Origin of the sequence: Actinoplanes sp. CA-015351 (genome assembly GCF_050955685.1) — a bacterium.
In the GTDB taxonomy this organism is placed as follows: domain Bacteria; phylum Actinomycetota; class Actinomycetes; order Mycobacteriales; family Micromonosporaceae; genus Actinoplanes.
Map to the genome: position 1 here is coordinate 7,128,271 of NZ_CP192102.1, position 21,333 is coordinate 7,149,603.

Below are 21,333 nucleotides of genomic sequence, written 5' to 3' on the forward strand. Positions count from 1 at the left end.
AAGACTAATCAAGGCGCCAAACGCCGACCGAGGCATCGAGCCTGCGGCAGATCAAGGCGTTCGCGGCGAAGTGGCAGTCGCCGGCGACCCGATCGGCCGCCCCGGCCACCCGGACCCGCATCCCGCGCATGTCGAGCACCCCGAACCAGAGCCGGTCGGTGACCGTGTCGGCCCGCTTCACGTACGCGGTGTCCGGTTCCGGCCCCGGCCCGCCGCTCTGCCAGCGGCCGGCCGCGCCGAGCACGTCGCCGGTGACCGGATCGAGCACGAAATGCTCCGGGTAACGGGTGCCCGGCAGGCCGGTGACCAGGTAGGAGCCGATCCGCTCGGCGTAGTTCCACCGGTCCGAGGACCAGCGTTCCCGCCCGGTCCTCGGGTCGAGCACCATGATCCCGTTCTGCGGCAGGAACGTGCAGATCAGCTCGCCGCAGGGGCTCGGGTTGCGGTACCAGCTCAGGTTCACGCCGCTGTGCCAGCGCTGCCGCAGGCCCTCCGTGGCGTCGTACCCGGTGGTGCCCGCGCCTCGCGCGCCGATCAGGGCGAGGTCGCCGGCCGGCCAGAGTGAGATGTTCTCCGGGCTGCGCTCCGGCACGTTCGCGGTAGCGGTGAGCTGCCCGGTGGTGGTGTCCCAGGACTGGAGCCGGCGGGCCGCGGTGAGCTGGAAGAGCCACTTCGGGTAGCCGCTGTCCCGGCTGGACGGCGCGATCTCGTCGCCGGGGTTCTGGCGGATGCTCCAGCGCACCGCCCCGGTCTCCAGATCGAGCCCGCGCCACCAGGTCTCGGTCGCGGCCTCCTCGCGGACCAGCGCCAGCCGGCCGGTCGCCGAGAGGCCCACCAGGAGCACCGGACGCTTCCAGAGAGGCGCGGCGACGCCGGCCCGCAGCGCTATCGTGCCGAACCGCACGGTCCGCTCGTCCTGCACGCTGAGCATCATCACGTCGCCGGCGGCCGCGACGCCGAGGACCTCGCCGGTGACCGCGACCTGATGCTGGGAGACCGGCCGCGCGTCCGGCAGCGAGAACCCGCGGATCTCCCGCGTGCCCGGTGGGAGCTGCCGCCCGATCACGTAGAGCCGGTCGCCGACCACCCGGATGACGTCACCCTGCGCGGCCGGCACGACCGCCACCGGTGTGGGCAGGCGCGGATGCGTGCCTCCGCCGAGCAGTCCGGCCAGGATTCCCGAGAGAATCACGAGCAGCATGCGGTACGGCACCGGCGGCGCCTCGGCCTCGATGGCCGGAACCAGGGAATCGCCGCGCGGCACCTCGCCGAGGTCGATCAGGACATCGCTCACACCGGGCCCCCGTACTCGGGGATTTGCGACTCATTGTGCCGCGTGCGAGGTCAGATCCGGTACGCCCAGACGCCCAGACCCGTGCCATCGGAGCAGACGACGTGATGCTCGTCCGCCGAACAGTCCCCGCCGGCAGCGTCCGCCGTGCCGAGAAATGTCAGTTCGTGGTGCCCCGGCAACACCGCCGCGAAGCTCAGATCGCGCCGCAGCACCAGAACCCCGTCCGCCTCCCCGTCCAGTGCCTGCTCCCATCCGCCCAGGTCAGCAAGGGTCCTGCCGGTGAGCGGGTCGGCGAGCCGGATCGGGGTGTCGGTGTCGGCCCGGGTCTCCAGCACCGACCCGGCTCGGGACGCCAGGTCGGTCTCGGCGTACACCGCCCAGGCCTCGTCGCCGGTGGCCGGGTTCAGCACCAGCAGCTCGCTGCGCGGACCGGAGCAGATCACGTCGCGGCAGCTCGGCACCTCACCCTCGACATCCGGCCGGTCGCGCTGCCAGAGCCGGCGCAGCGTCCGGGCGTCGTACGCCACCAGCCGCGGCGGGTCCTGGTAACCGACCATCGCCACGTCACCGATCACCGAGCCGGAGAACGGGCCGGAGCCGTTCAGCTCGGGCAGCTCGGTCTCGGCGAGCGTCCTTCCGGTGGCGCCGTCGAGCCGGATCAGCCGGTCGGAGGCGGTGATCAGCACGGCAGCCGGATCGTCGCGCGCCGGATCTTTTCGTGCCGGGTCGACGGTCACCGAACCGCCGGGCGCGGCCGTCCAGACCGTCTTGCCGGTGGTCAGGTCGATGCCGCGTACCTCGGTCCGGATCGGCGCCTCGGTGTGCGGCACGCCGGTGGCCGAGAAATAGAGCGGCCCCGGGTCGCCGGAGGCCTGGTCGTACTCGGTGCCCGGCCGGAAAATCCGCTCCACCACGACGCCGACGTGCCCGGAACTCAGCAGTGTGACAACAAATGGCGCGCTCCAGAGCACCGCGCCGATCTCCGCGTCCAGGGCGGTGGTGGTGACACCCTCGGAGACCAGCACGATGTCGCCGCTGCGCCGGACCGTGACCGATCCGAACAGGCCCTGGGTCGGGTCGTAACCGGCGCCGAGCGGCACCTCACTCGTCCAGAGCTGCCGGGGCGGGTCCAGCTGGTAAGCGGTCAGCTCCCGCTGCACCCCGCTCGACGCGAGCGTGTAGAGGTGGTCGCCGGTCAGCTGGACGGGCACCTCGGCGGTGTTCACCTGACCGATCTCGCCCAGATACCGCCAGAAGACCGAAGCGGTCGGCGCGGCACCACCCAGCGTGATCATCAGGACGGCGGCGAGCAGCATGCCGGCATGCCGGTAACGCCACGGCGGCGGGCGCAGGCCGGCTGCCTGGTCACTCTCCGCGGCGCGGTCCAGGTCGATCAGCGTCACGCCGCAAACCCCTCAGCTGTACGCGGTCAGCCTGCTTCCGTCGCCACCCGGTATGCCCAGACCACCAGCTCACCGTAGGACGACCGGCAGACCAGCCGTTCCGGGGCGGACTGACAGCTGCCAGTGCCGGTCGGCAGCTCCGCCAGCAGGCGCGGCCGCCGAGCGTCCGGGGCCGCGATCGCGACCATGCTACGCGTGCCGTCCGACGTCGCCCGTGTCACCAGCAACTCACCGTTACCGGGGCTGCGGGGAACCAGGTCCCAGCCGGTCAGCTCGACGACGGTCCGGCCGGTCTCCGGGTCGGCCAGCGCGACCGGCTTGCTGCCGGCGTACCCGATCAGCGCGGTGCCGTCCTGCTCCACGTCCCGCCAGTCGCCGCGCTGCCAGCGCTGGTCACCGGTGGCCGGGTCGATCGCGCGTACGCCGTACTGACCGGTCAGGCAGGCGAGCAGCCCGCACGGGATCACCCGGGTGGTGCCGGGGACCGGCTTGGTCCAAATCGGCCGCAGATCCGCCAGGTCGTACGCCGACACCGAGGTCCCGGACGGCCCGGGATGCTTCAGCAGCAGCACCCCGCCGGCGATCACCGGGTTGTCCGGGTCGTAATCGGCCGCCGGCAGGGCACGCGACGCCACGTGCCGGCCGGTCTCCACGTCGTACATGTCGGCGATCCGGTCGTCCCGGACCAGCAGCATCCGGGGCTGGGTGTCGGCCGGGCCGGGCACGCCGAGCAGGACCGCGGTGGACGGCAGGTCGACCTCCCAGCGGACGTTGCCGATCACCGGGTCGACCACCTGCACGGTGTTCTCCACCCGGCGGCCGGGCCCGGAACTGGTCCGCACGTCGTCGACGGCGAACAGCAGCGAGCTGCCGGCGAAGCTGAGCACGTTGTGCTGGTTGCGCCACTGATGGCCGCCGGTCGCCAGGGATATCGCCGTGGTACCGGCCACGAACCGGCCCCACGGCCTCAGCAGCAACAGCCCGCTCGCGGTACGCAGCCGCGAGACCGGTATGTCCTGCCGCACGCTCCACCGCAGCTCACCGCTCTGCAGGTGGTACGAGTTCAGCGTGCCGCCGCTCTGCGCGACGAGCCGGCCGCCCTCGACGATCGTGTACGGGTCACCGGGCCCGATCGGCACCCGCAGCAGCGCGGTCAGCGTGGACGACTGCAGCAGGGGCGCGGACGCACCGGCGAGCAGCAGCACGAGCACGGCCAGGATCGCCGGAGCGAACCAGGGCGGCGTGGTCGGCCGCCCCGGTCTCTCGTACGTCTCCGGTTCTCCCCGTTCCAGCCCCAGGTCGATGACGACTGGCCCGCTGACGGTGTCACCCATGAACCCAAGATAACGGTTTTATAACATCAACGCCCACTCGGCCACGTGCCGTCGGCTCACTGCGCGTTCTGCGGTTCCCCCACCGGCTGCGCGGCGTCCAGGCGCGAGATCGCCTCGGTCACGTCCCGAGCCACGTCCTGCGCGGTCAGGCCCAGCGACGTGAGGATCTCCGCCCGGGTGCCGTGCGGGTGGAAACCGACCGGGACGCCGAAGTCGCGCAGCGGCACGGACACCTCGGCGTCGCGCAGCGCGCTCGCCACCGCGTCACCCACCCCACCGGTACGCACACCGTCCTCCAGCGTCACCACGAGGCGGTGAGCGGCGGCCAGGCCGGTCAGCTCGATCGGCACCGGGCGGACCCAGCGCGGGTCGACCACTGTCACGCCGTAACCCTGCCCGGCGAGCCGCTCGGCGACGTCCAGGCCCAGGCCGGCGAAGGAGCCCACGGCGACCAGCAGGATGTCGTTTCTTTCGTCCTCACGCAGCACGTCGATCTGGCCGACCCGGCGCAGCGCCGGGGTGGCCGGGGCGACCGAGCCGGTCGGGAAGCGGACGATGGTCGGGCCGTCGTCGACCGCGATCGCCTCGCGCAGCTCCTCGCGCAGCGTTTCGGCGTCGCGCGGCGCGGCGATCCGCAGGCCCGGGACCACGCCGAAGACGCTCATGTCCCACATGCCGTAGTGGCTCGGGCCGTCCGGCCCGGTGATCCCGGCCCGGTCCAGCACGAACGTCACCGGCAGGCGGTGCATCGCCACGTCGAGCAGAACCTGGTCGAAAGCCCTGTTCAGGAACGTGGCGTAGACGGCGACCACCGGGTGCAGCCCGCCCATCGCCAGGCCGGCCGCGCTCGTCGCCGCGTGCTGCTCGGCGATGCCCACGTCGTAGGTCCGCTCGGGGTACTTCTTCATCAGCGCGGCGATGCCTGTCGGCTCGGCCATCGCGGCGGTGATCCCGACCACGTCCGGCCGCTCGTCGGCGATCTTCACGAGCTCCTCGGCGAAGACCTTCGTCCATTTCAGCGACGGTTTCGCGGTGAGCGCGCCGGTCTGCGGGTCGAACGCGCCAGGTCCGTGCAGGCAGTCCGCCTCGTCCTGCTCGGCCGGGAGGTACCCGTAACCCTTTTTGGTGACCGCGTGCACGATGACCGGGGCGTTGAAGCCCTTGGCCCGGCGCAGCGCCGACTCCATGGCCTGCTGGTCGTGGCCGTCCACCGGGCCGATGTATTTCAGGCCCAGGTCCTCGAACATCGGCTGCGGGCTGACCGCGTCCTTGATGCCTTTCTTGACCGCGTGCAGGACCTCGAAGACCGGCTTGCCCACCAGCGGTGTCTGCCCCAGCGCGTCCTTGACCAGGTCGAGCACCTTCTCGTAACCCGGGTTGAGGCGCAGCGTGGAGAGGTGGTCGGCCAGGCCGCCGATGGTCGGCGCGTAGGAGCGGCCGTTGTCGTTCACCACGATGACCAGGCGGTTCTTCGTGGCGGCGATGTTGTTGAGAGCCTCCCAGCACATGCCGCCGGTCAGCGCTCCGTCGCCGACGACGGCCACCACGTGCCGCTCCTCGCCGCGCAGGGTGAACGCCTTGGCCAGGCCGTCCGCGTAGGACAGCGCGGTGGAGGCGTGCGAGTTCTCGATCAGGTCGTGGTCGCTCTCGTCCTGGCTCGGGTAGCCGGTCAGGCCACCGCGCTGGCGCAGGAGGTCGAAGCCGTCCTGACGACCGGTCACAATCTTGTGTACGTACGACTGGTGGCCGGTGTCGAAGAGAATCTTGTCGCGCGGGGAGTCGAAGACGCGGTGCATCGCGAGGGTCATCTCGACCACGCCCAGGTTCGGCCCGAGGTGGCCCCCGGTCCGGGAGACCTTGGCGACGAGGAAATCACGGATCTCGGCCGCGAGCAGGGTCAACTGCTCCGCGGACAGGCGCTTCAGATCACCGGGGGCGGTGATGCTCGTCAGCAGGCCGGCCGGGGTCGAGGGGGAGTCGCTCATGGGGGTGGAGTCTATCTCTGCCTCGCATCGGCGCACCTTACGCGAACGGTCAGAGCCGATCCCTCCACACAACCTTCACATCATCCGAGCGGTCACCCCGGTTGGCCGGTCGGACCTGGCGTCGGGCATCCTGGAGGTCACGCAGCGACCGGCGGCACGGGGATGGTTTCAACCATCAGGGAGCTCGTTGCGAGGAGTCGACCGCCTGGGCTCCCGCGGGGGTATTTCGCGTATGTCCGCTCGACTTCTTCCCGGCGCTCCCGTTGCCGAGTCCGTGCTCACCGACGTCCGGGAACGGGTCGCCGCGCTCAAGCAGCGTGGTGTCCAGCCCAGCCTCGCCACGATCCTGGTCGGCGACGACGACGCCAGCGCCGGATACATCCGGATCAAGCAGAAACAGGCCGCCGAGCTCGGCTTCGCCTCACCGCACCGGCACCTGGGCGGCGACGTCACCCAGGCCGACCTGCTGCGCGTGATCGCCGAGTTCAACGACGACAAGGACGTGCACGGCGTCCTGATCCAGTACCCGATCCCGGCCCATCTGGACTACGACGCGGCACTGCAGACCCTCGACCCCGACAAGGACGTCGACGGCATGCACCCGCTCAACATGGGCCGGCTCGCGGTCGGGCTGCCCGGCCCGCTGCCGTGCACGCCCGCCGGCATCGAGGCCCTGCTCGCCTTCCACGGCGTGGAGATCTCCGGCCGCGAGGTGGTCATCCTGGGCCGCGGCGCCACCCTGGGTCGCCCGCTCGCGATGCTGCTCGCCCAGAAACGCCCCACCGCGAACGCGGCCGTCACCGTCGTGCACACCGGTGTGAAGGACTGGCCGCGGTACACGTCTCGCGCCGAGATCCTGATCGCCGCCGCCGGCGTCCCCGGCATCATCCAGCCCGAGCACGTCAAGCCGGGCGCGGTCGTGATCGGCGCCGGCGTCCGCTACGAGGGCCGCCGCCTGCTCCCCGACGTCGACGAATCCTGCGCCGAGGTGGCCGGCGCCATCACCCCTCGGGTCGGCGGCGTGGGCCCCACAACGGTGTCCATGCTCTTCCGCAACGCGGTCTCCGCCGCCGAGCGAGCCAACTGAGCGGGCCACCCAGCCAGCAGAGCCCTTCCATTCCCCCCGCACGGCGAGCCGAGCCGCAGCGGCGAGCGGGCGATCTTGAGGAGTTCCGCGACCCCGTTTGCGTGGAACTCCACAAGATCTGCAGGAGCCGTCAATCTTGGGGAGTTCCGCTATCTCGGGTATCTCGGGTTTCGCCATTGTGGAGCGGGCGCGGGCGCGGGCGCGGGTTCGGCGCGGGCGCGGGTTCGGCGCGGGTTCGGCGTGGGCGGGGCGGGCGGGGCGGCGTGGCGGTCTCTCGGTGCGAGGTGCCGCTCGGAGATCTTGTGCGGTTCGGCCGGCCGATCGACCACGAATGCACGAGTTTGCGGGACGGCCACCCGTGGCATGTCGAATTCGGGTGGTTGACGAGCGTTGTGGTCACGCACTGCCACCACAGCAGGTGAACAGTGCCGGATCTTGGAACTCGTGGGTGCTCCATGCCCCACAGGTCTCCACGGTTCGGCCAACGCGGTGGTTCACAGTTCGGCGTGGTGAACGCGATGGTTCACAGTTCGGCGTGGTGAAATCGGTGCTTCACCGTTTCGACGTGGGAGCGCGGTGTTTCACGGATCTTGTGGAGTTCGGCGAACCGTTTGCGCGGAACTCCACAAGATCGGCCGGGCCTGTTCGATCTTGCGGAGTTGTGCGGATACGTCTGCGGGGAAGTCCACAAGATCTGTAGGAACCGAGCAGGAGCCGAGCAGGAACCGAGCAGGAGTCGTCGATCTTGTGGAGTTCGGCCATGGCGGGCCGGTGGAAGTCCACAAGATCGAGAGTGCACCGCACATCGACAGGGATCTGCCGCATCGGCAGCGTTCGGCCACACCGGGACGGCTCGGCCACACCGAGGCAGCTTGAGCATGACGGGACGGCTCGGCCACACCGAGGCAGCTTGAGCATGACGGGACGGCTCGGCCACACCGCGGCGGCTTGGGCGTGGCGGGGGCTTGGGGGCCCGTGCCCGGATCAGGGGGTAACCCGGATCAGGTGGGTAACAGGAGGGCCACGCACTCCACGTGCTGGGTCATCGGGAAGCAGTCGAAAGCTCTGATCTCCGACGGCTCGTAACCCGCCTCGCGGAACGTTTTCAGGTCGCGGGCCAGGGCTGCCGGGTCGCACGCGACGTAGGCGATCGCCCGGGGGCCCGCCGCTGCCACTTGGCGGACCACCTTCGCGCCGGCGCCGGACCGGGGTGGGTCCAGGACCACCAGGTCGACCGGGCCGGTGACCCGGCGGCGGCCCAGGGCCGCGTCGACCTTGGCCTCGACGATCTCGGTGTTCGGCAGGCCGGCCAGGTTCTTGCGGGCTGCCGCCACCCCGGTCGGGGACGACTCGACGACCGTGGTCCGGGCGCCGGTGCGCTCGGCCAGGGCCGCCGCGAAGAGGCCGGCGCCGCCGTACAGGTCCCAGGCTACCTCGCCGGGTGCCGGGCGCAGCATCTTCAGGACCGCGCCGACCAGGGTGTCGGCGGCCGCCGGGTGGATCTGCCAGAAGCCTTCCGGCGGCACCCGCCAGGCGCGCCCACCGGCGATCTCGGTGACCTCGGCCGGTCCGGCGAGCCGGAGCAGCGCGCCGCCGGCCGGTGCGTCGCCGAGCTCGTCCGCGGGTGGCGCGGCCTGGCTGCCGGCCGGCCGGGCCAGCACCGCGACGTCGCCGCCGGTGGAGGCGACCGCCTGCAGCGCGTCGGTGTCCGGCCAGGTACGGCTCAGCAGGTCCAGCTCCTGGACGGCCGGGTGGGCGATCACACAGCGGTCGATCGGGACGACCTGGTGCGATCGGTGCTGGAGCAGGCCGGGGCGGTCGAGGGCGTCGATCGCGTACCGGACCCGGCTGCGCCACCCGAGCAGCCGGGGCTGTCGTGGCATCGCCGCCTCGCCGCGGGGGTCGACGAGGCGGTCAGGCGCGGACGGCAGGGCTTCCACGCGTACGAAAATGCGGTCTTGATCTTGGGGGTTGATCCCGGCCAGGCGGGTGAGCTGTTCCCGGACCACGTCGGTCTTCCAGCGCAGCTGGGCGTCGTCGGAGACGTGCTGCAGGTCGCAGCCGCCGCAGCCGCCCGGGTGGGCGAACCGGCACGGCGCGGTGACCCGGTCCGGCGAAGCCTCGTGGATCTCGACGGCGTCGGCGCGCAGGTAACCCCGGTGCAGCTCGGTGATCTCGGCGGTGACCCGCTCTCCGGGCAGCGCGTGCCGGACGAAGACGACGCGGCCGTGCGGGCCGCCGATCCGGGCGACACAGTGCCCGCCATGCGCCGGAGCGCCGACGACGACCTCGACCCGGTCACCTTCCACATATTCCACGGGCTCGGTCATGACTGGTCCCCGGCGCTCGTGTCGATGTGGTCGTCGCTGCGGTTGCGCGGGCCACGGGCGGGCGCGCGGGTCAGGTCGCGGTCCAGGCGTTCGAGGTCGCGGTCCTGGCTGGATTGCAGCTGCCAGGGCACGCTGGTGACCATCACGCCGGGCTCGAAGAGCAGCCGGCCCTTGATCCGCAGGGCGCTCTGGTTGTGCAGCAGGTTCTCCCACCAGCGGCCGACCACGTACTCCGGAACGAAGACGCTGACGACGTCGCGGGGCGAGGCGCGGCGCACGCCCTTCACGAACTCGACGATCGGCCGGGTGATCTCCCGGTACGGCGAGTCGACGACGGTCAGCGGCACCGGGATCTGCCGCCGTTCCCACTCCTCCTGGATGACCCGGGTGTCCTGGTCGTCGACGTTGACCGTGACCGCGGTGATCGAGTCGGGGCGGGTGGCCTGCGCGTACGCGACCGCGCGCAGCGTCGGCATGTGCACCTTGCTGACCAGCACCACGGCGTGGTTGCGGGACGGCAGGACCGGGCGTTCCTCGGTCGGCTTGAGCTCCTCGGCGACCCGGGTGTAATGCCTGTGGATGGCGAGCATCAGCGCATAGATGACCACCATGGCGGCGATCGCGATCCAGGCACCGAGCAGGAACTTGGTGATCAGCACCACGATCAGGACCGCCCCGGTGAGCAGCATGCCGAACGTGTTGATCGCCCGGGAGCGGATCATGCGGCGGCGGCGTTCCGGGTCACGCTGAGTACGCAGCAGCCGGTTCCAGTGCCGGATCATGCCGGCCTGGGACAGCGTGAACGAGACGAAGACGCCCACGATGTAGAGCTGGATCAGCTTCGTGACCTCGGCGTGGAACGCCACGATCAGCACCATCGCGGCGACCGCGAGGAACGCGATGCCGTTGCTGAACGCCAGCCGGTCGCCACGGGTGTGCAACTGGCGGGGCAGGTACCGGTCCTGGGCCAGGATCGAGCCGAGCACCGGGAACCCGTTGAACGCGGTGTTCGCCGCGAGGAACAGGATCAGCGCGGTGACCCCGCCGACCAGGTAGAGCAGGATCGAGCCCTGACCGAACACGGTCTCGGCCAGCTGGGTGGTGACCGTCTTCTGCACGTAATCGGCCGGCCCGGAGACGATCTGGATGCCGGGGTCCTCGACGTACTTCAGATGGGTCGCCTGTGCCAGCAGGATGATGCCGACCAGCATGGTGATCGCCAGGCTGCCGAGCAGCAGCAGCGTGGTCGCCGCGTTCTTGCTCTTCGGCTGCTTGAACGCCGGCACCCCGTTGGAGATCGCCTCGACGCCGGTCAGCGCCGCGCAGCCCGAGGAGAACGTCCGCAACAGAAGGAACGCGAAGGCGAAGCTGGTGAGATGGCTGTCCTCCGCCGCGATCACCAGGTCGGCGCTGGGCGCGCGCAGGTCGTCGCCGAGGACGAAGACCCGGAACAGCCCGGTCAGGATCATGCCGACGATCACGATGATGAACAGGTAAGTCGGCACCGCGAACGCGGTGCCGGACTCCCGCAGGCCACGCAGGTTCAGGGCGCTCAGCACGATCACCGCGACGATCGCGATGCCCACCTTGTGATCAGCGACCCAGGGTACGACCGAACCCAGGTTGGTGACGCCGGAGGATACCGAGACGGCGACCGTGAGGATGTAGTCGACGAGCAGCGCGCTGGCAACGCCGACGCCGGCTTTCGGACCGAGGTTGACCGTGGCGACCTCGTAGTCGCCACCCCCGGACGGATAGGCGTGCACGTTCTGCCGGTAACTGGCGACCACCGTCACCATCACCACCGCGACCGCGAGCGTCACCCAGGGCGAGTAGAGGTATGCGGCGGCGCCCGCGATCGAGAGTGTCAACAGGATCTCGTCGGGGGCGTACGCCACGCTGGAGAGCGCGTCGCTGGCGAACACCGGCAGAGCGATCCGCTTGGGCAGCAGGGTGTGCTGGAGCTTGTCGGATCGGAACGGCCGGCCGAGGAGCAGCCGCTTGGCTAGGGAGGTGGTACTTGCCACGAGTGCCAAGGGTACGGCTGGACGCTGATCGCCGTACCCCGCCCCGGACACCACGGTCCTGAGACGCATGGCAGGCTCATGTCGGTCAGTAGTCATTCGGGAGGGCACGAACCGTGCACGTGGTGATCATGGGTTGTGGCCGGCTCGGTTCCACGCTGGCCCAGAAACTGGACGCGGACGGTCACCAGGTAGCGGTGATCGACCAGAACGCGGACGCCTTCCGGCGGCTCGGCGACAACTTCGGCGGTGTCACCGTCAACGGGATCGGCTTCGACCGGGACGTGCTGCGCGCCGCCGGCATCGAACGCGCGGACGCCTTCGCGGCCGTCTCCAGCGGGGACAACTCCAACATCATCTCGGCGCGGCTGGCGCGGGAGACCTTCGGCGTCTCCCGGGTGGTCGCCCGGATCTACGACTCCCGGCGCGCGCAGGTCTACGAGCGGCTCGGCATCGCCACCATCGCGACGATCCGGTGGGCCTCCGACCGGATGTTCCGATTCCTCGTCCCGTCGAACCGCGACGAGGTGTTCCGCGACCCGACGAGCGTGGTCAGCATCGTGGAGACCCCGCTGCACCGGGATTGGGTCGGCAAGCAGGTACGCGCCCTGGAGGAGCGGACCGGCGCACGGGTTGCGTACCTGATGCGCTTCGGCATGGGCACCCTGGCGCAGCCCTCCACCGTGCTCCAGGACGGCGACCAGGTCTTCATGCTGGTCACCGACGACACCGCGGGACCCGTGCTGGACATCGCCCAGGGCGCCGACAAGGAAGGTTTCTGATCATGCGGATCGCCATCGCCGGGGCCGGCAACGTCGGCCGGTCGATCGCGCAGGAGCTGATCGGCAACGGGCACGAGGTGATGCTCATCGAGCGTCAGCCCCGGCAGCTCTGCCCCGAGCGGGTGCCGCAGGCTCGCTGGATCCTCGCTGACGCCTGCGAGATGAGCAGCCTCGAGGCGGCCGACCTGGCCTCCTGTGACGTCGTGGTGGCCGCCACCGGCGACGACAAGGCCAACCTGGTGGTGTCGCTGCTCGCCAAGACCGAGTTTGCGGTCGGCCGGGTGGTGGCCCGGGTCAACCGGGCCGAGAACGAGTGGCTCTTCACCGAGCAGTGGGGTGTGGACGTCTCGGTCAGCAAGCCGCGTCTGATGGCCGCCCTCGTCGAGGAGGCGGTGACGGTTGGCGACCTGGTCCGGCTCATGACGTTCCGGCAGGGCGAGGCGAACCTCGTGGAGATCACGCTGCCGCGCGACGCGCCGTACGAGGGTCAGCCGATCCGCGAGGTGCCGCTGCCGCGCGACTCCGCACTCGTCGCCATCCTGCGCGGCAAGCGGGTGCTGGTGCCGACGCCGGACGACCCGCTGGAAGCCGGCGACGAGCTGATCTTCGTCTGCACCAGCGAGGTCGAGGAGCAGATCCGGGCCGTGGTGCTCGGCAGCAGCAGCCTCTAGAGAGCGGGCGCGGCTTCCGCTTCCCGCTTCTGCGCGCTGGTCACCCGGTGGATCGCCCACGCCGTGTACGCGAAGGTGGCCGCGTAGATCGGCCAGCTCACCAGGATCCGGACGATGCCGATCGCGTTCGCCTCGTCCATCGCGTACAGATAGAACTGGATCCCGGCGCGGACGCTCAGCGAGGCCACCCAGAGCAGGGTGAGCCACTGGAACGTGCGGAACAACCGGGTGTTGCCGAACCAGTCCTGGATGCCCTTGTTGGCCATGATGCCCCAGGCGTAACCGATCAGCGGCTTACGGAACGCCACCGAGAGCAGCAGCACCGCGGCCTGGCCGAAGGTCAGCAGGATGCCGGGGAGGTAGAAGTTTTTCGCGTCGCCGGTGCGCCAGGCCAGCCAGGCGCCGATCGCGATGCCGAACAGGCCGTTCACCGCGTGCCGGACCGGTTGCTTGCCGGCCAGCCGCACCCCGCCGATGACCAGGGCCGTGCTGACCGAGCCGATGATCGCCCAGAGCAGCGCCTGACGCTTCTCCAGGCCGAGGACCGAGTCGCCGAGCAGCACGTTGAGCACGACGAACGCGAGGACCGGCAGGCTCGACTCGATGAGGCCGCGAACACCGCCGAGCTGCTCGGCGATCTGCTCGCTCATCGAGGGGAGAGGCTCCTCCTCGTCGTCCTTGCGCTTCTCAGCCGGCGGCAGCGGGTGAAGGTCGAGTTCCTCGACAATCTCCTCAGCGATCCGCTCCTCGACCGACTCGTGCGCGGCGTGGCGCGGCTCACTGCCACTCACCGGGGCGCCTCCAGCTCGTAGTACGGGTTGTAGACGACCTTGCGGTCGTCCCGGATCGCGATCCTGCCGCGCGCGGTGAGCTGCCGGCCTGGCTCGATGCCGGCGATCGACCGGCGCCCCAGGAAGACCAGCGTGACCACATCGCTGCCGTCCCAGAGGTCGGCTTCCAGCGTCGGCAGGTTGGTGCGAGGAGTGTACGCCACCGTGCGCAGCCGGCCGGACACCGAAACGATCTGCCCGCGGCGGCACTGCCCAGCCGGGATAGCGCCGCATTTGGCGCTGTCCCGCTGCAGTTCCTCAGCGTCCAGCTCGGAGTCGGTGGCCGTGAGACGGTTCAGAAAGCCGCGAAGACCAGTGGTCATGACTCCCACGGTACGTCAGGCCGGGCTCTCGGCCTGACCCTGTTGGGCCATCTCCTTGGGCAGTCGCATCGGCAGCGGCTCGCGGACCGGGCGGGGCTCGTTGTCACGGACCACGACCAGGCCGGAGAGCACCTCGCCGAGCACACCCTCACGACCCGGGTCGGAGGCCGCGGCGCCCTGGTAGAGCGCGCGGATCATCCAGCGCGGGCCGTCCACACCGACGAACCGGACATCGGCCGGGCCCTCCGGGGTGTTGACCCGGGCGCGCAGCTCGGTGCCGTACTTGCCGGTGACCTCCTGGGGCGCGACGCCGTCCGAGGTCATCGCCTCGACGATCTCGGCGCGAACCTCGTCCCAGATGCCCTCGGTCTTGGGCGCCGCGAAGACGCCCAGCTGGAGAGCGCTGTCGCCGTCGACGAGCACGACCTGCTCGACGCCACCCTCGGGGTTGGCCTGGACCCGCACCTCGACGCCCTCGAGCGCGGGGATCTGGAGGCTGCCGAGGTCGAGCCGCTGCACGCCGTCGGGAGCGTGCTTGGCGTCCCAGGGGCCGAACTCGGGTGCCGGAGCCTCCCCGCCCGAGGCCAGGCTGTTCGCGAGCGCCTTTGAGGGCGGCGCGTCGGCCGCACGGACGTGCTTCGCGGCACCACGCTTACGGGAGAACATCACTGCCACCTTCCGTTTCAGTCCTGCTTCTGCTGCCCTGCGTTACTTCTGCGGCGGCAGCGCTGCGTGGCCGCCGGTCGAACCGTGCCCACCGGCGCCCCGCACAGTCTCGTCGAGCGTCTCCACTCGATGGAAGACCGCTCGCTCGACCCGCTGGACGACGAGCTGGGCGATCCGGTCACCACGAGAGATCTTGACGGTGTTCTCCCGATCATGATTGATCAGGTTCACCAGAATCTCGCCCCGGTAACCGGCGTCGACCGTACCGGGCGCGTTGAGGACCGTCACGCCGAGGCGAGCCGCCAATCCGGAACGCGGGTGCACCAGGCCGACGAAACCGTCCGGCAGGGCGATCGCGAGGCCGGTCCGGACCATCACCCGGGCGCCGGGGGCGATCTCCACCTCCTCGGCGGCGACCAGATCGGCGCCGGCGTCGCCGGGATGCGCGTACGCGGGCAGGGGCAGATCGGGGTCGATCAGGCGCACCTGGACGACGGGGTCGGTCACGTCAAGCCTTCCGCAACGGGGTCTTCTGGGCGGCACCTACCCTGCCATCCTGCCGCGCCCGGCATCGGAGGCGCGCCGTACCCTTCGAGGGTGACACCCGAGTCCCCGGCCCGCACGCACGCGGCCCATCAGGAACGGCTGCGCCTCCCGTGGTGGGCCTGGCTCGCCGCGCTCGTCGCCGGGGCGATCATCGCCACCGAGCTGACCCTCGGCCTGCCGGACATCCCCGGCTGGCCGACGTACGCCGTGGCGATCCCGCTCTGCGTCGCGCTGCTGCTCCCGCTGAACCGGCTGCGGATCGCGGTCACACCCACCGAGTTCCAGGTGGACGACGCCCGGCTGCCGGTCGCGGTGATCTCGGACGTGATCGCGCTGGACGCCGCCGGCAAGCGGGAGGCGCTGGGTGTCGGCGCTCACCCGTACGCGTTCGTGGTGCAGCGCCCGTGGATCGGGACGGCCGTCCAGGTCCTGCTCGACGACCCGCAGGACCCGACGCCGTACTGGGTGGTGAGCACCCGGAAGCCGGTCGAGCTCGCCACCGCCCTGCTCGAGGTCAGCCGTCGAGAGCGGGCCGAGTCCGCCTGAGGTCCTCGCGGACCTTCTCGCCGACCGCGCGGGTCGCCCGCCGGTTCAGATAGCTGGCGACGGCCGCGCCGGTGAGCAGCGGTCCCATCGTGGTCAGGTTGCGGCCGAACCGGCTGAGCAGCGTCTTCTGCAGCTCCTTGCGGGCGGCGGTGCCGAGCACCGCGGCCACGCCGACGCCGGGGATCATCGGATTCACCCCGCGCTGACCCGACCAGGACTCGACAAGTTTCAGGCCACGCTCGGGCAAGCCGTCGCCGGGGATCGGCTGCCGGTAGACCTCGTGGAGCTCGCCGATCAGCTTGATCTCGATCGCCACCACGGCGACCGTCTCGGCGGCGAGCAGGATCGGGGCCGACAACAGCGTCGGGGCAGCGACCCACTCGACCGAGGCCACCCCGCCACCGGCCGCGCCCACCCCTGCGGTGGCGCGGGACGCGTTGCGGATCAGGCGCTCGGCCAGTCCCTCGTCGTCGAGGTCCGGAAAGTGCCGGCGCAGCGTCTCCAGGTCACGTACCGGGATGTGCGGCGCCACGTCGGCGACCGCGTCCGCCATCCAGCGCAACGCGGTCCTCGGGCGGAACAGACGACCCACTCCGCGGCCGCGTACCTCGCCCACCAGCCGGCCCAGCAATTGCCGGCGGCCGGCGGGCTCAAGCTCGTCCGAGGTCAGGGCAGCAACCGTGCGGCCCATCTCCTGGTCGGCTTTTTCCACTCTTTCGGGCTGGTCCGCCACCTCGAACTCGGGCTGGTCCGCCACCTCGAACTCGGGCTGGTCCGCCACCTCGAACTCGGGCTGGTTCGCCACTTCGAGCTCGTCCGCTTTGTCGCGGGCAGCATGAAGCTCGTCGCCGGACCCAGACCCGATTCCGGGCTCGGTCGTACGATCCGCGTGGTTCATCGTCGTCCTCCCCGTCGGGCGTTCCCGGCTATAACTGCCCGGTCATGCCCCAGGGTCAAACCCCGTGTCAAAACCCCGTGGCGAACGCCCGCTCGCCCGATCGCGCGGAGCCGCGATCGGGTGTGGCGGACATGCTCGCTAGTGCGCTCAGACGCACTCGCGGCAGATCAGCTCTCCGTTGCGCTCCGTCGCCAGCTGGCTCCGGTGGTGCACGAGGAAACAGCGGGAGCAGCGGAACTCGTCGGTCTGCATGGGCAGCACCTTGACGGTGAGCTCCTCGTCGGCCAGGTCGGCGCCGGGCAGCTCGAAGCTCTCCGCCACCTCGACCTCGTCGACGTCCACTGCGCCCGACTGCGAGTCGGCGCGACGGGCCTTGAGCTCCTCGAGGCTGTCCTCGCCGAGGTCGACCTCATCGCGACGCGGGGCGTCGTAGTCGGTGGCCATCGGTTGTCACTCTCCTGTATCGATGTGTCACTTGGCGTCTGTAACGCCGAGGACAGGGTTTCGGTTCCCGGTTCCGCTGGACGATTTCTGACACCCGGAACTGGTCCGGCGAGCGCGGAACCTTACCGCTGTTGCGGCAGGCTTGTACGCGCTATGGCGCCACATTGTTCCCGATGTGACTGAGGCGACATCAAAGTAGGTGCACCGGCCTCTGGATCATTGTCGGCGCGCCGGAAGCATTCCCTGTTTCCGCGCGCCTGGCGGACAGACGCTAACCTCTCGACAGGCCCGGCGACCTTACCCGGGCCCCTCGTCCGACCCTGGAGCCAACCCCATGAGCTTTGCCCGCGTCCGAGCGCTCGTCCTCGTCGGCGTGCTCGCCGTGGCAGCGGTGGTATTCGTCGTCGTCGCGCTGGTTCGCGACACCCAGGGCGACCTGGCGGACGGCAGCGACTGCCCGGCCGGAGCCCCTGTCGCCGACGTCCTGCTCCCGGACGACCCCGCCGAGGTGACCGTCAAGGTCCTCAACGGCACCACCCGGGCCGGGCTGGCCGAGAGCGTGAGCAACGAGTTCAAGAACCGTCGTTTCACGGTCAAGGAACCGGCCAAGAGCAAGTCCAAGTTCAAGGGCGTCGCCGAGATCAAGTACGGGCCCGAGACCGTCGGCCGCGCCCAGTTGCTCCGTGCGTACTTCCTGGCCCAGTCCAAGATGACGTACGACGCGAAGCGCAAGGGCGCCGTGATCGACGTCGTCGTCGGCGACCAGTTCCAGCAGCTCGCCACGACCACCGAGGTCAACCAGTCGCTCGTCGAGATCGGCGAGCCGACGCTGCCGCCGGGTTCCTGCGCCAAGCCGGTCGCCGAGGCCGCCAAGGACGAGAACTGACGGTTTTACACCCCGCCCGCCGCGTCCAGCTCCACCAGAGCGTCGTGCAACGCCCCGAACAGCGCCGGTGGCGCCGCGACCAGCATCTGATCGCCGGCCGGCGCACCGGACAGTCCGCTCACGACGAGCCCCGCCTCCTCGGCGATCAGGCCGCCCGCCGCGTGGTCCCAAAGGTTCAAGCCTTTCTCGAAGTAGGCGTCCAGAGTGCCCTCCGCAGCGAAGCAGAGGTCGAGAGCTGCCGCCCCCAGACGCCGAATATCACGCACTCGGGTGATCAAACGGGCCAGAACGGCACCCTGGTGTTCCCGTCGCCGGGCGTCGTAACCGAATCCTGTCGCGACCAGAGCCTGGTCCAGGGTGGTCCGGGTGGAACCGGTCAGGCGGCGTCCGGCACGCCACGCGCCGCCGCCCCTGGTGGCCGTCCACTCGTCACCGGTGGCCGCGTTGACGACCACACCGGCGACGACCGTGCCGTCCACCTCGGCGGCCAGCGAGACCGCGTACTGGGGCAGGCCGTAAAGGTAATTCACGGTGCCGTCGATCGGGTCCAGGATCCACCTCACGGCCCCGGGAGCCACCTGCACGGCGTCCCCGTACTCCTCCCCCAGCAGGCCGTCTCCGGGCCGCTGCGGGAGCAACGCGTCCGCCACCTGCCGTTCGACCGCCTTGTCGGCCGCCGTGACGACGTCCGTGTCGGTGCTCTTCGTCTGCACATCGCCGATCGCCTCGTCGCGCATCCGGCGTGCCGTGGCCGCCGCGTCCCGGGCCACCCGGACCGCGATTTCCAACAACTCGCCGGGAGTCGATCCCGTCGAAATCTCGCTCACGTAAGGGTCCTTTCCGCCGATAGCATTCTCCTGCCGCGCTCCTCCGGGGGCACAACCGGCGTCTTCGACGAGGTCGTTGGACGTCGGCGGCGTGCTGTGGGCGGAGGATCTCGGTCGGCGGCGCTACAATTCACCCCTGCCCACGCTTCACGGACACTCGCCTGCGAGACGGTCCGGGTTCCGGGGGCTCCCAAACCGACCCCAGCAAGTCTCGCCCCCGCGTGCTGCGCTGGACTCTGGCCGTGCCCAACCTCATCGCCTCCGGAAGGTCATTCGTGACAGAAGCCCACCAGAACGGTGCCGACGTTCGCTCTCTCACCGAGGCCCTGATCACCCATGCTCAGGGTGCGGGCGGGCAACTCACTTCGGCACAGGTCGCGCACTCCCTCGAGTCCGCGGCGGTGAACCCGGCCCAGGCCAAGAAGATCCTGCGTGGCCTCGTCGACGCCGGCATCACCGTCGTCGTCGACGGCTCAGTCAGCACCCGCCGCAAGGTGGCCGCGGCCCGCTCGGCCACGCCGGCCTCCAAGGCGACAACGGCGAAGACCGCGCCCGTCAAGAAAACGGCTCCCGCGCCGAAACAGGCCGCTCCGGCGGCCGACGGCGACGCGGCGAGCCCGGCCAAGAAGGCCGCACCGGTCCGCAAGGCCGCTGCCGCCGCGAAAGCCGTCCCGGCCAAGAAGGCCGGAGCGGCGGTCAAGGGCGCGCCCGGCGAGGGCGAGGAGATCGGCCCCGAAGAACTCGCTGCCGCGGTCGAGGACGTCGTCATCGAGGAGCCGGCGGCCCTGGTCGCCGCCGCCGCCACCGACGCCGCCAGTTCGGCGACCGACGGCGACTTCGAGTGGGACGACGAGGAGTCCGAGGCGCTCAAGCAGGCCCGCCGTGACGCGGAGCTGACCGCTTCCGCCGACTCGGTCCGCGCGTACCTCAAGCAGATCGGCAAGGTCCCGCTGCTCAACGCGGAGCAGGAGGTCGAGCTCGCCAAGCGGATCGAGGCCGGCCTGTACTCCGCCGAGCGGCTGCGCGCTGCCGACGAGGGCGAGGAAGCACTCGAGCGCAACTTCGAGCGCGACCTCAAGTGGATCAACCGGGACGGCGAGCGGGCGAAAAATCACCTGCTCGAGGCCAACCTGCGGCTCGTGGTCTCGCTCGCGAAGCGTTACACCGGTCGCGGCATGGCGTTCCTGGACCTGATCCAGGAGGGCAACCTCGGCCTCATCCGCGCCGTCGAGAAATTCGACTACACCAAGGGCTACAAGTTCTCCACGTACGCCACCTGGTGGATCCGGCAGGCCATCACCCGCGCCATGGCCGACCAGGCCCGCACCATCCGCATCCCGGTGCACATGGTCGAGGTCATCAACAAGCTCGGCCGCATCCAGCGCGAGCTGCTCCAGGACCTGGGCCGTGAGCCCACCCCGGAGGAGCTGGCGAAAGAGATGGACATCACGCCCGAGAAGGTGCTGGAGATCCAGCAGTACGCGCGTGAGCCGATCTCGCTGGACCAGACCATCGGCGACGAGGGCGACAGCCAGCTCGGTGACTTCATCGAGGACTCCGAGGCGGTCGTCGCGGTCGACGCGGTGTCCTTCTCGCTCCTGCAGGACCAGCTCCAGCAGGTCCTGCAGACGCTCTCCGAGCGCGAGGCGGGCGTTGTCCGGCTGCGCTTCGGCCTGACCGACGGCCAGCCGCGCACGCTGGACGAGATCGGCCAGGTCTACGGAGTCACCCGGGAGCGGATCCGCCAGATCGAATCCAAGACGATGTCGAAGTTGCGACACCCGTCGCGGTCGCAGGTTCTCCGCGACTACCTGGACTAGGTCGTTCAGTCAACATTACGTGTCCAAATGGTCACCACCCGTACATCAACGGGTGGTGATCAGACCGTTGTGCAGAAGTGATCGTTGACGTGGCACCCTTGGATCACGGCACACTAGCCAGAACCAAGGTGCTAGCTGCCCGGTGTGACCTCGGTCCCCCCGGGGCACAGTGGGAAGGCTGCAACGGTGCAGGGTGTTGCACGATGTGTGAGCAGTAGCCGAGGAACATGTTCATCGGTAACGAACAGAGGAGGAAGGCGATGACCCCGACCCTCACGCCGCCGGCGGGAAGCCTGGCCGGTCTAGCAGCCGATGAACGGTGCGACCGCTGCAATGCAGCCGGGAAGCTCCGTTTGACCCTGGCAGGCGGTGGCGATCTTGTGTTCTGTGGCCACCACGCCAACCGTTACGCCGAGGACCTGGTGAAGATCGCCGTGCACTACGCGGCCGATCCGGAATTCACCTGGCGCGGCGCTGTCATGATGTCGAACTCCACCAACTAGCAGCGGTCCCCCCAAGAGACCTCGAAGAAAGGGCGCCTCCAGCCAGGAGGCGCCCTTTCTCTGTGCCCGGGAAGAGCCGGGAAGGCCCGGGAAGGCCCGGGAAGGCCCCTGAGAGGCTCACAGCGGCCCGCGAA

20 protein-coding genes and 1 riboswitch are annotated in these 21,333 nt (G+C 70.2%); of the genes, 7 read left to right on the forward strand and 13 right to left on the reverse strand.

The window, feature by feature from the left end:
- Window positions 1–4 precede the first annotated feature (4 nt).
- From ACQP2E_RS32295 to dxs, 4 genes are read right to left on the reverse strand one after another with little or no spacing between them, the layout of a single operon-like run.
- Complete coding sequence (locus ACQP2E_RS32295; RefSeq protein WP_433826759.1) at window positions 5–1,294, reverse strand: hypothetical protein; 1,290 nt, start codon at window positions 1,292–1,294, stop codon at window positions 5–7.
- A 50-nt stretch (window positions 1,295–1,344) separates the two neighbouring features.
- A complete protein-coding gene (locus ACQP2E_RS32300; RefSeq protein WP_433826760.1) occupies window positions 1,345–2,697 on the reverse strand; it encodes a PQQ-binding-like beta-propeller repeat protein in 1,353 nt (450 codons plus the stop codon).
- A gap of 26 nt (window positions 2,698–2,723) precedes the next feature.
- Complete coding sequence (locus ACQP2E_RS32305; RefSeq protein WP_433826761.1) at window positions 2,724–4,031, reverse strand: PQQ-binding-like beta-propeller repeat protein; 1,308 nt, start codon at window positions 4,029–4,031, stop codon at window positions 2,724–2,726.
- A gap of 56 nt (window positions 4,032–4,087) precedes the next feature.
- Window positions 4,088–6,016, reverse strand: a complete 1,929-nt coding sequence (dxs, locus tag ACQP2E_RS32310) for a 1-deoxy-D-xylulose-5-phosphate synthase (RefSeq protein WP_433826762.1) — start codon at window positions 6,014–6,016, stop codon at window positions 4,088–4,090.
- Between the two features lie 134 nt (window positions 6,017–6,150).
- A riboswitch (ZMP/ZTP riboswitch) is annotated at window positions 6,151–6,234 on the forward strand.
- Window positions 6,235–6,248: 14 nt separating this feature from the next.
- Here dxs and ACQP2E_RS32315 point away from each other — a divergent pair.
- On the forward strand, window positions 6,249–7,103 hold the full coding sequence (locus tag ACQP2E_RS32315; protein ID WP_433826763.1) for a bifunctional 5,10-methylenetetrahydrofolate dehydrogenase/5,10-methenyltetrahydrofolate cyclohydrolase: 855 nt from the start codon (window positions 6,249–6,251) through the stop codon (window positions 7,101–7,103).
- Window positions 7,104–8,104: 1,001 nt separating this feature from the next.
- Here ACQP2E_RS32315 and ACQP2E_RS32320 read toward each other — a convergent pair.
- Window positions 8,105–9,433 carry a class I SAM-dependent RNA methyltransferase gene (locus ACQP2E_RS32320; RefSeq protein WP_433826765.1) on the reverse strand — a complete coding sequence of 443 codons (1,329 nt, stop codon included), beginning with the start codon at window positions 9,431–9,433 and terminating at the stop codon, window positions 8,105–8,107.
- Window positions 9,430–11,460 carry an APC family permease gene (locus ACQP2E_RS32325; RefSeq protein WP_433826767.1) on the reverse strand — a complete coding sequence of 677 codons (2,031 nt, stop codon included), beginning with the start codon at window positions 11,458–11,460 and terminating at the stop codon, window positions 9,430–9,432. The genes ACQP2E_RS32320 and ACQP2E_RS32325 overlap by 4 nt, the downstream gene beginning before the upstream one ends.
- Window positions 11,461–11,573: 113 nt before the next feature.
- On the opposite strand from ACQP2E_RS32325, the gene ACQP2E_RS32330 reads away from it, so the two are divergent.
- Together ACQP2E_RS32330 and ACQP2E_RS32335 are read left to right on the forward strand one after the other, a co-directional pair.
- Window positions 11,574–12,239, forward strand: a complete 666-nt coding sequence (locus ACQP2E_RS32330) for a potassium channel family protein (RefSeq protein ID WP_433826769.1) — start codon at window positions 11,574–11,576, stop codon at window positions 12,237–12,239.
- On the forward strand, window positions 12,236–12,910 hold the full coding sequence (locus tag ACQP2E_RS32335) for a potassium channel family protein (RefSeq protein WP_433834120.1): 675 nt from the start codon (window positions 12,236–12,238) through the stop codon (window positions 12,908–12,910). Before ACQP2E_RS32330 ends, ACQP2E_RS32335 begins: the two co-directional genes overlap by 4 nt.
- Here ACQP2E_RS32335 and ACQP2E_RS32340 read toward each other — a convergent pair.
- Genes ACQP2E_RS32340 through dut form a run of 4 tightly spaced genes read right to left on the reverse strand, consistent with a single transcriptional unit; the run spans window position 12,907 to window position 15,236 of the window.
- Window positions 12,907–13,701 (reverse strand): DUF3159 domain-containing protein, encoded by a 795-nt coding sequence (locus tag ACQP2E_RS32340; RefSeq protein ID WP_433826770.1) that lies wholly within the window; start codon window positions 13,699–13,701, stop codon window positions 12,907–12,909. The two genes, ACQP2E_RS32335 and ACQP2E_RS32340, sit on opposite strands and share 4 nt — an antisense overlap.
- On the reverse strand, window positions 13,698–14,063 hold the full coding sequence (locus ACQP2E_RS32345) for an OB-fold nucleic acid binding domain-containing protein (RefSeq protein WP_111651503.1): 366 nt from the start codon (window positions 14,061–14,063) through the stop codon (window positions 13,698–13,700). Before ACQP2E_RS32345 ends, ACQP2E_RS32340 begins: the two co-directional genes overlap by 4 nt.
- Before the next feature lie 15 nt (window positions 14,064–14,078).
- Entirely contained in the window at window positions 14,079–14,729 is a 651-nt protein-coding gene (locus ACQP2E_RS32350; RefSeq protein WP_433826771.1) for a DUF3710 domain-containing protein, read from the reverse strand.
- 42 nt (window positions 14,730–14,771) lie between these two features.
- Window positions 14,772–15,236, reverse strand: coding sequence for a dUTP diphosphatase (gene dut, locus ACQP2E_RS32355; protein ID WP_433826772.1), 465 nt, complete (start codon window positions 15,234–15,236; stop codon window positions 14,772–14,774).
- Window positions 15,237–15,326: 90 nt separating this feature from the next.
- On the opposite strand from dut, the gene ACQP2E_RS32360 reads away from it, so the two are divergent.
- Complete coding sequence (locus ACQP2E_RS32360; protein ID WP_433826774.1) at window positions 15,327–15,821, forward strand: DUF3093 domain-containing protein; 495 nt, start codon at window positions 15,327–15,329, stop codon at window positions 15,819–15,821.
- Here the strand turns inward: ACQP2E_RS32360 and ACQP2E_RS32365 are convergent.
- Window positions 15,790–16,512 (reverse strand): hypothetical protein, encoded by a 723-nt coding sequence (locus ACQP2E_RS32365; RefSeq protein WP_433834122.1) that lies wholly within the window; start codon window positions 16,510–16,512, stop codon window positions 15,790–15,792. The genes ACQP2E_RS32360 and ACQP2E_RS32365 overlap by 32 nt on opposite strands.
- 354 nt (window positions 16,513–16,866) lie before the next feature.
- Window positions 16,867–17,163, reverse strand: a complete 297-nt coding sequence (locus ACQP2E_RS32370; protein ID WP_111651499.1) for a DUF4193 domain-containing protein — start codon at window positions 17,161–17,163, stop codon at window positions 16,867–16,869.
- A 334-nt stretch (window positions 17,164–17,497) separates the two neighbouring features.
- On the opposite strand from ACQP2E_RS32370, the gene ACQP2E_RS32375 reads away from it, so the two are divergent.
- A complete protein-coding gene (locus ACQP2E_RS32375) occupies window positions 17,498–18,049 on the forward strand; it encodes a LytR C-terminal domain-containing protein (protein WP_433826775.1) in 552 nt (183 codons plus the stop codon).
- Window positions 18,050–18,054: 5 nt separating this feature from the next.
- On the opposite strand, the gene ACQP2E_RS32380 is transcribed toward ACQP2E_RS32375, so the two are convergent.
- The gene (locus ACQP2E_RS32380; RefSeq protein ID WP_433826776.1) at window positions 18,055–18,876 is read right to left on the reverse strand and encodes an inositol monophosphatase family protein; all 822 of its coding nucleotides are present in this window, start codon (window positions 18,874–18,876) and stop codon (window positions 18,055–18,057) included.
- A 275-nt stretch (window positions 18,877–19,151) separates the two neighbouring features.
- Between ACQP2E_RS32380 and ACQP2E_RS32385 the strand changes: the two genes are divergently transcribed.
- Window positions 19,152–20,696 (forward strand): RNA polymerase sigma factor, encoded by a 1,545-nt coding sequence (locus ACQP2E_RS32385; RefSeq protein ID WP_433826777.1) that lies wholly within the window; start codon window positions 19,152–19,154, stop codon window positions 20,694–20,696.
- 260 nt (window positions 20,697–20,956) lie between these two features.
- A complete protein-coding gene (locus tag ACQP2E_RS32390) occupies window positions 20,957–21,199 on the forward strand; it encodes a DUF7455 domain-containing protein (RefSeq protein ID WP_014446963.1) in 243 nt (80 codons plus the stop codon).
- The last annotated feature ends 134 nt before the right edge of the window (window positions 21,200–21,333 follow it).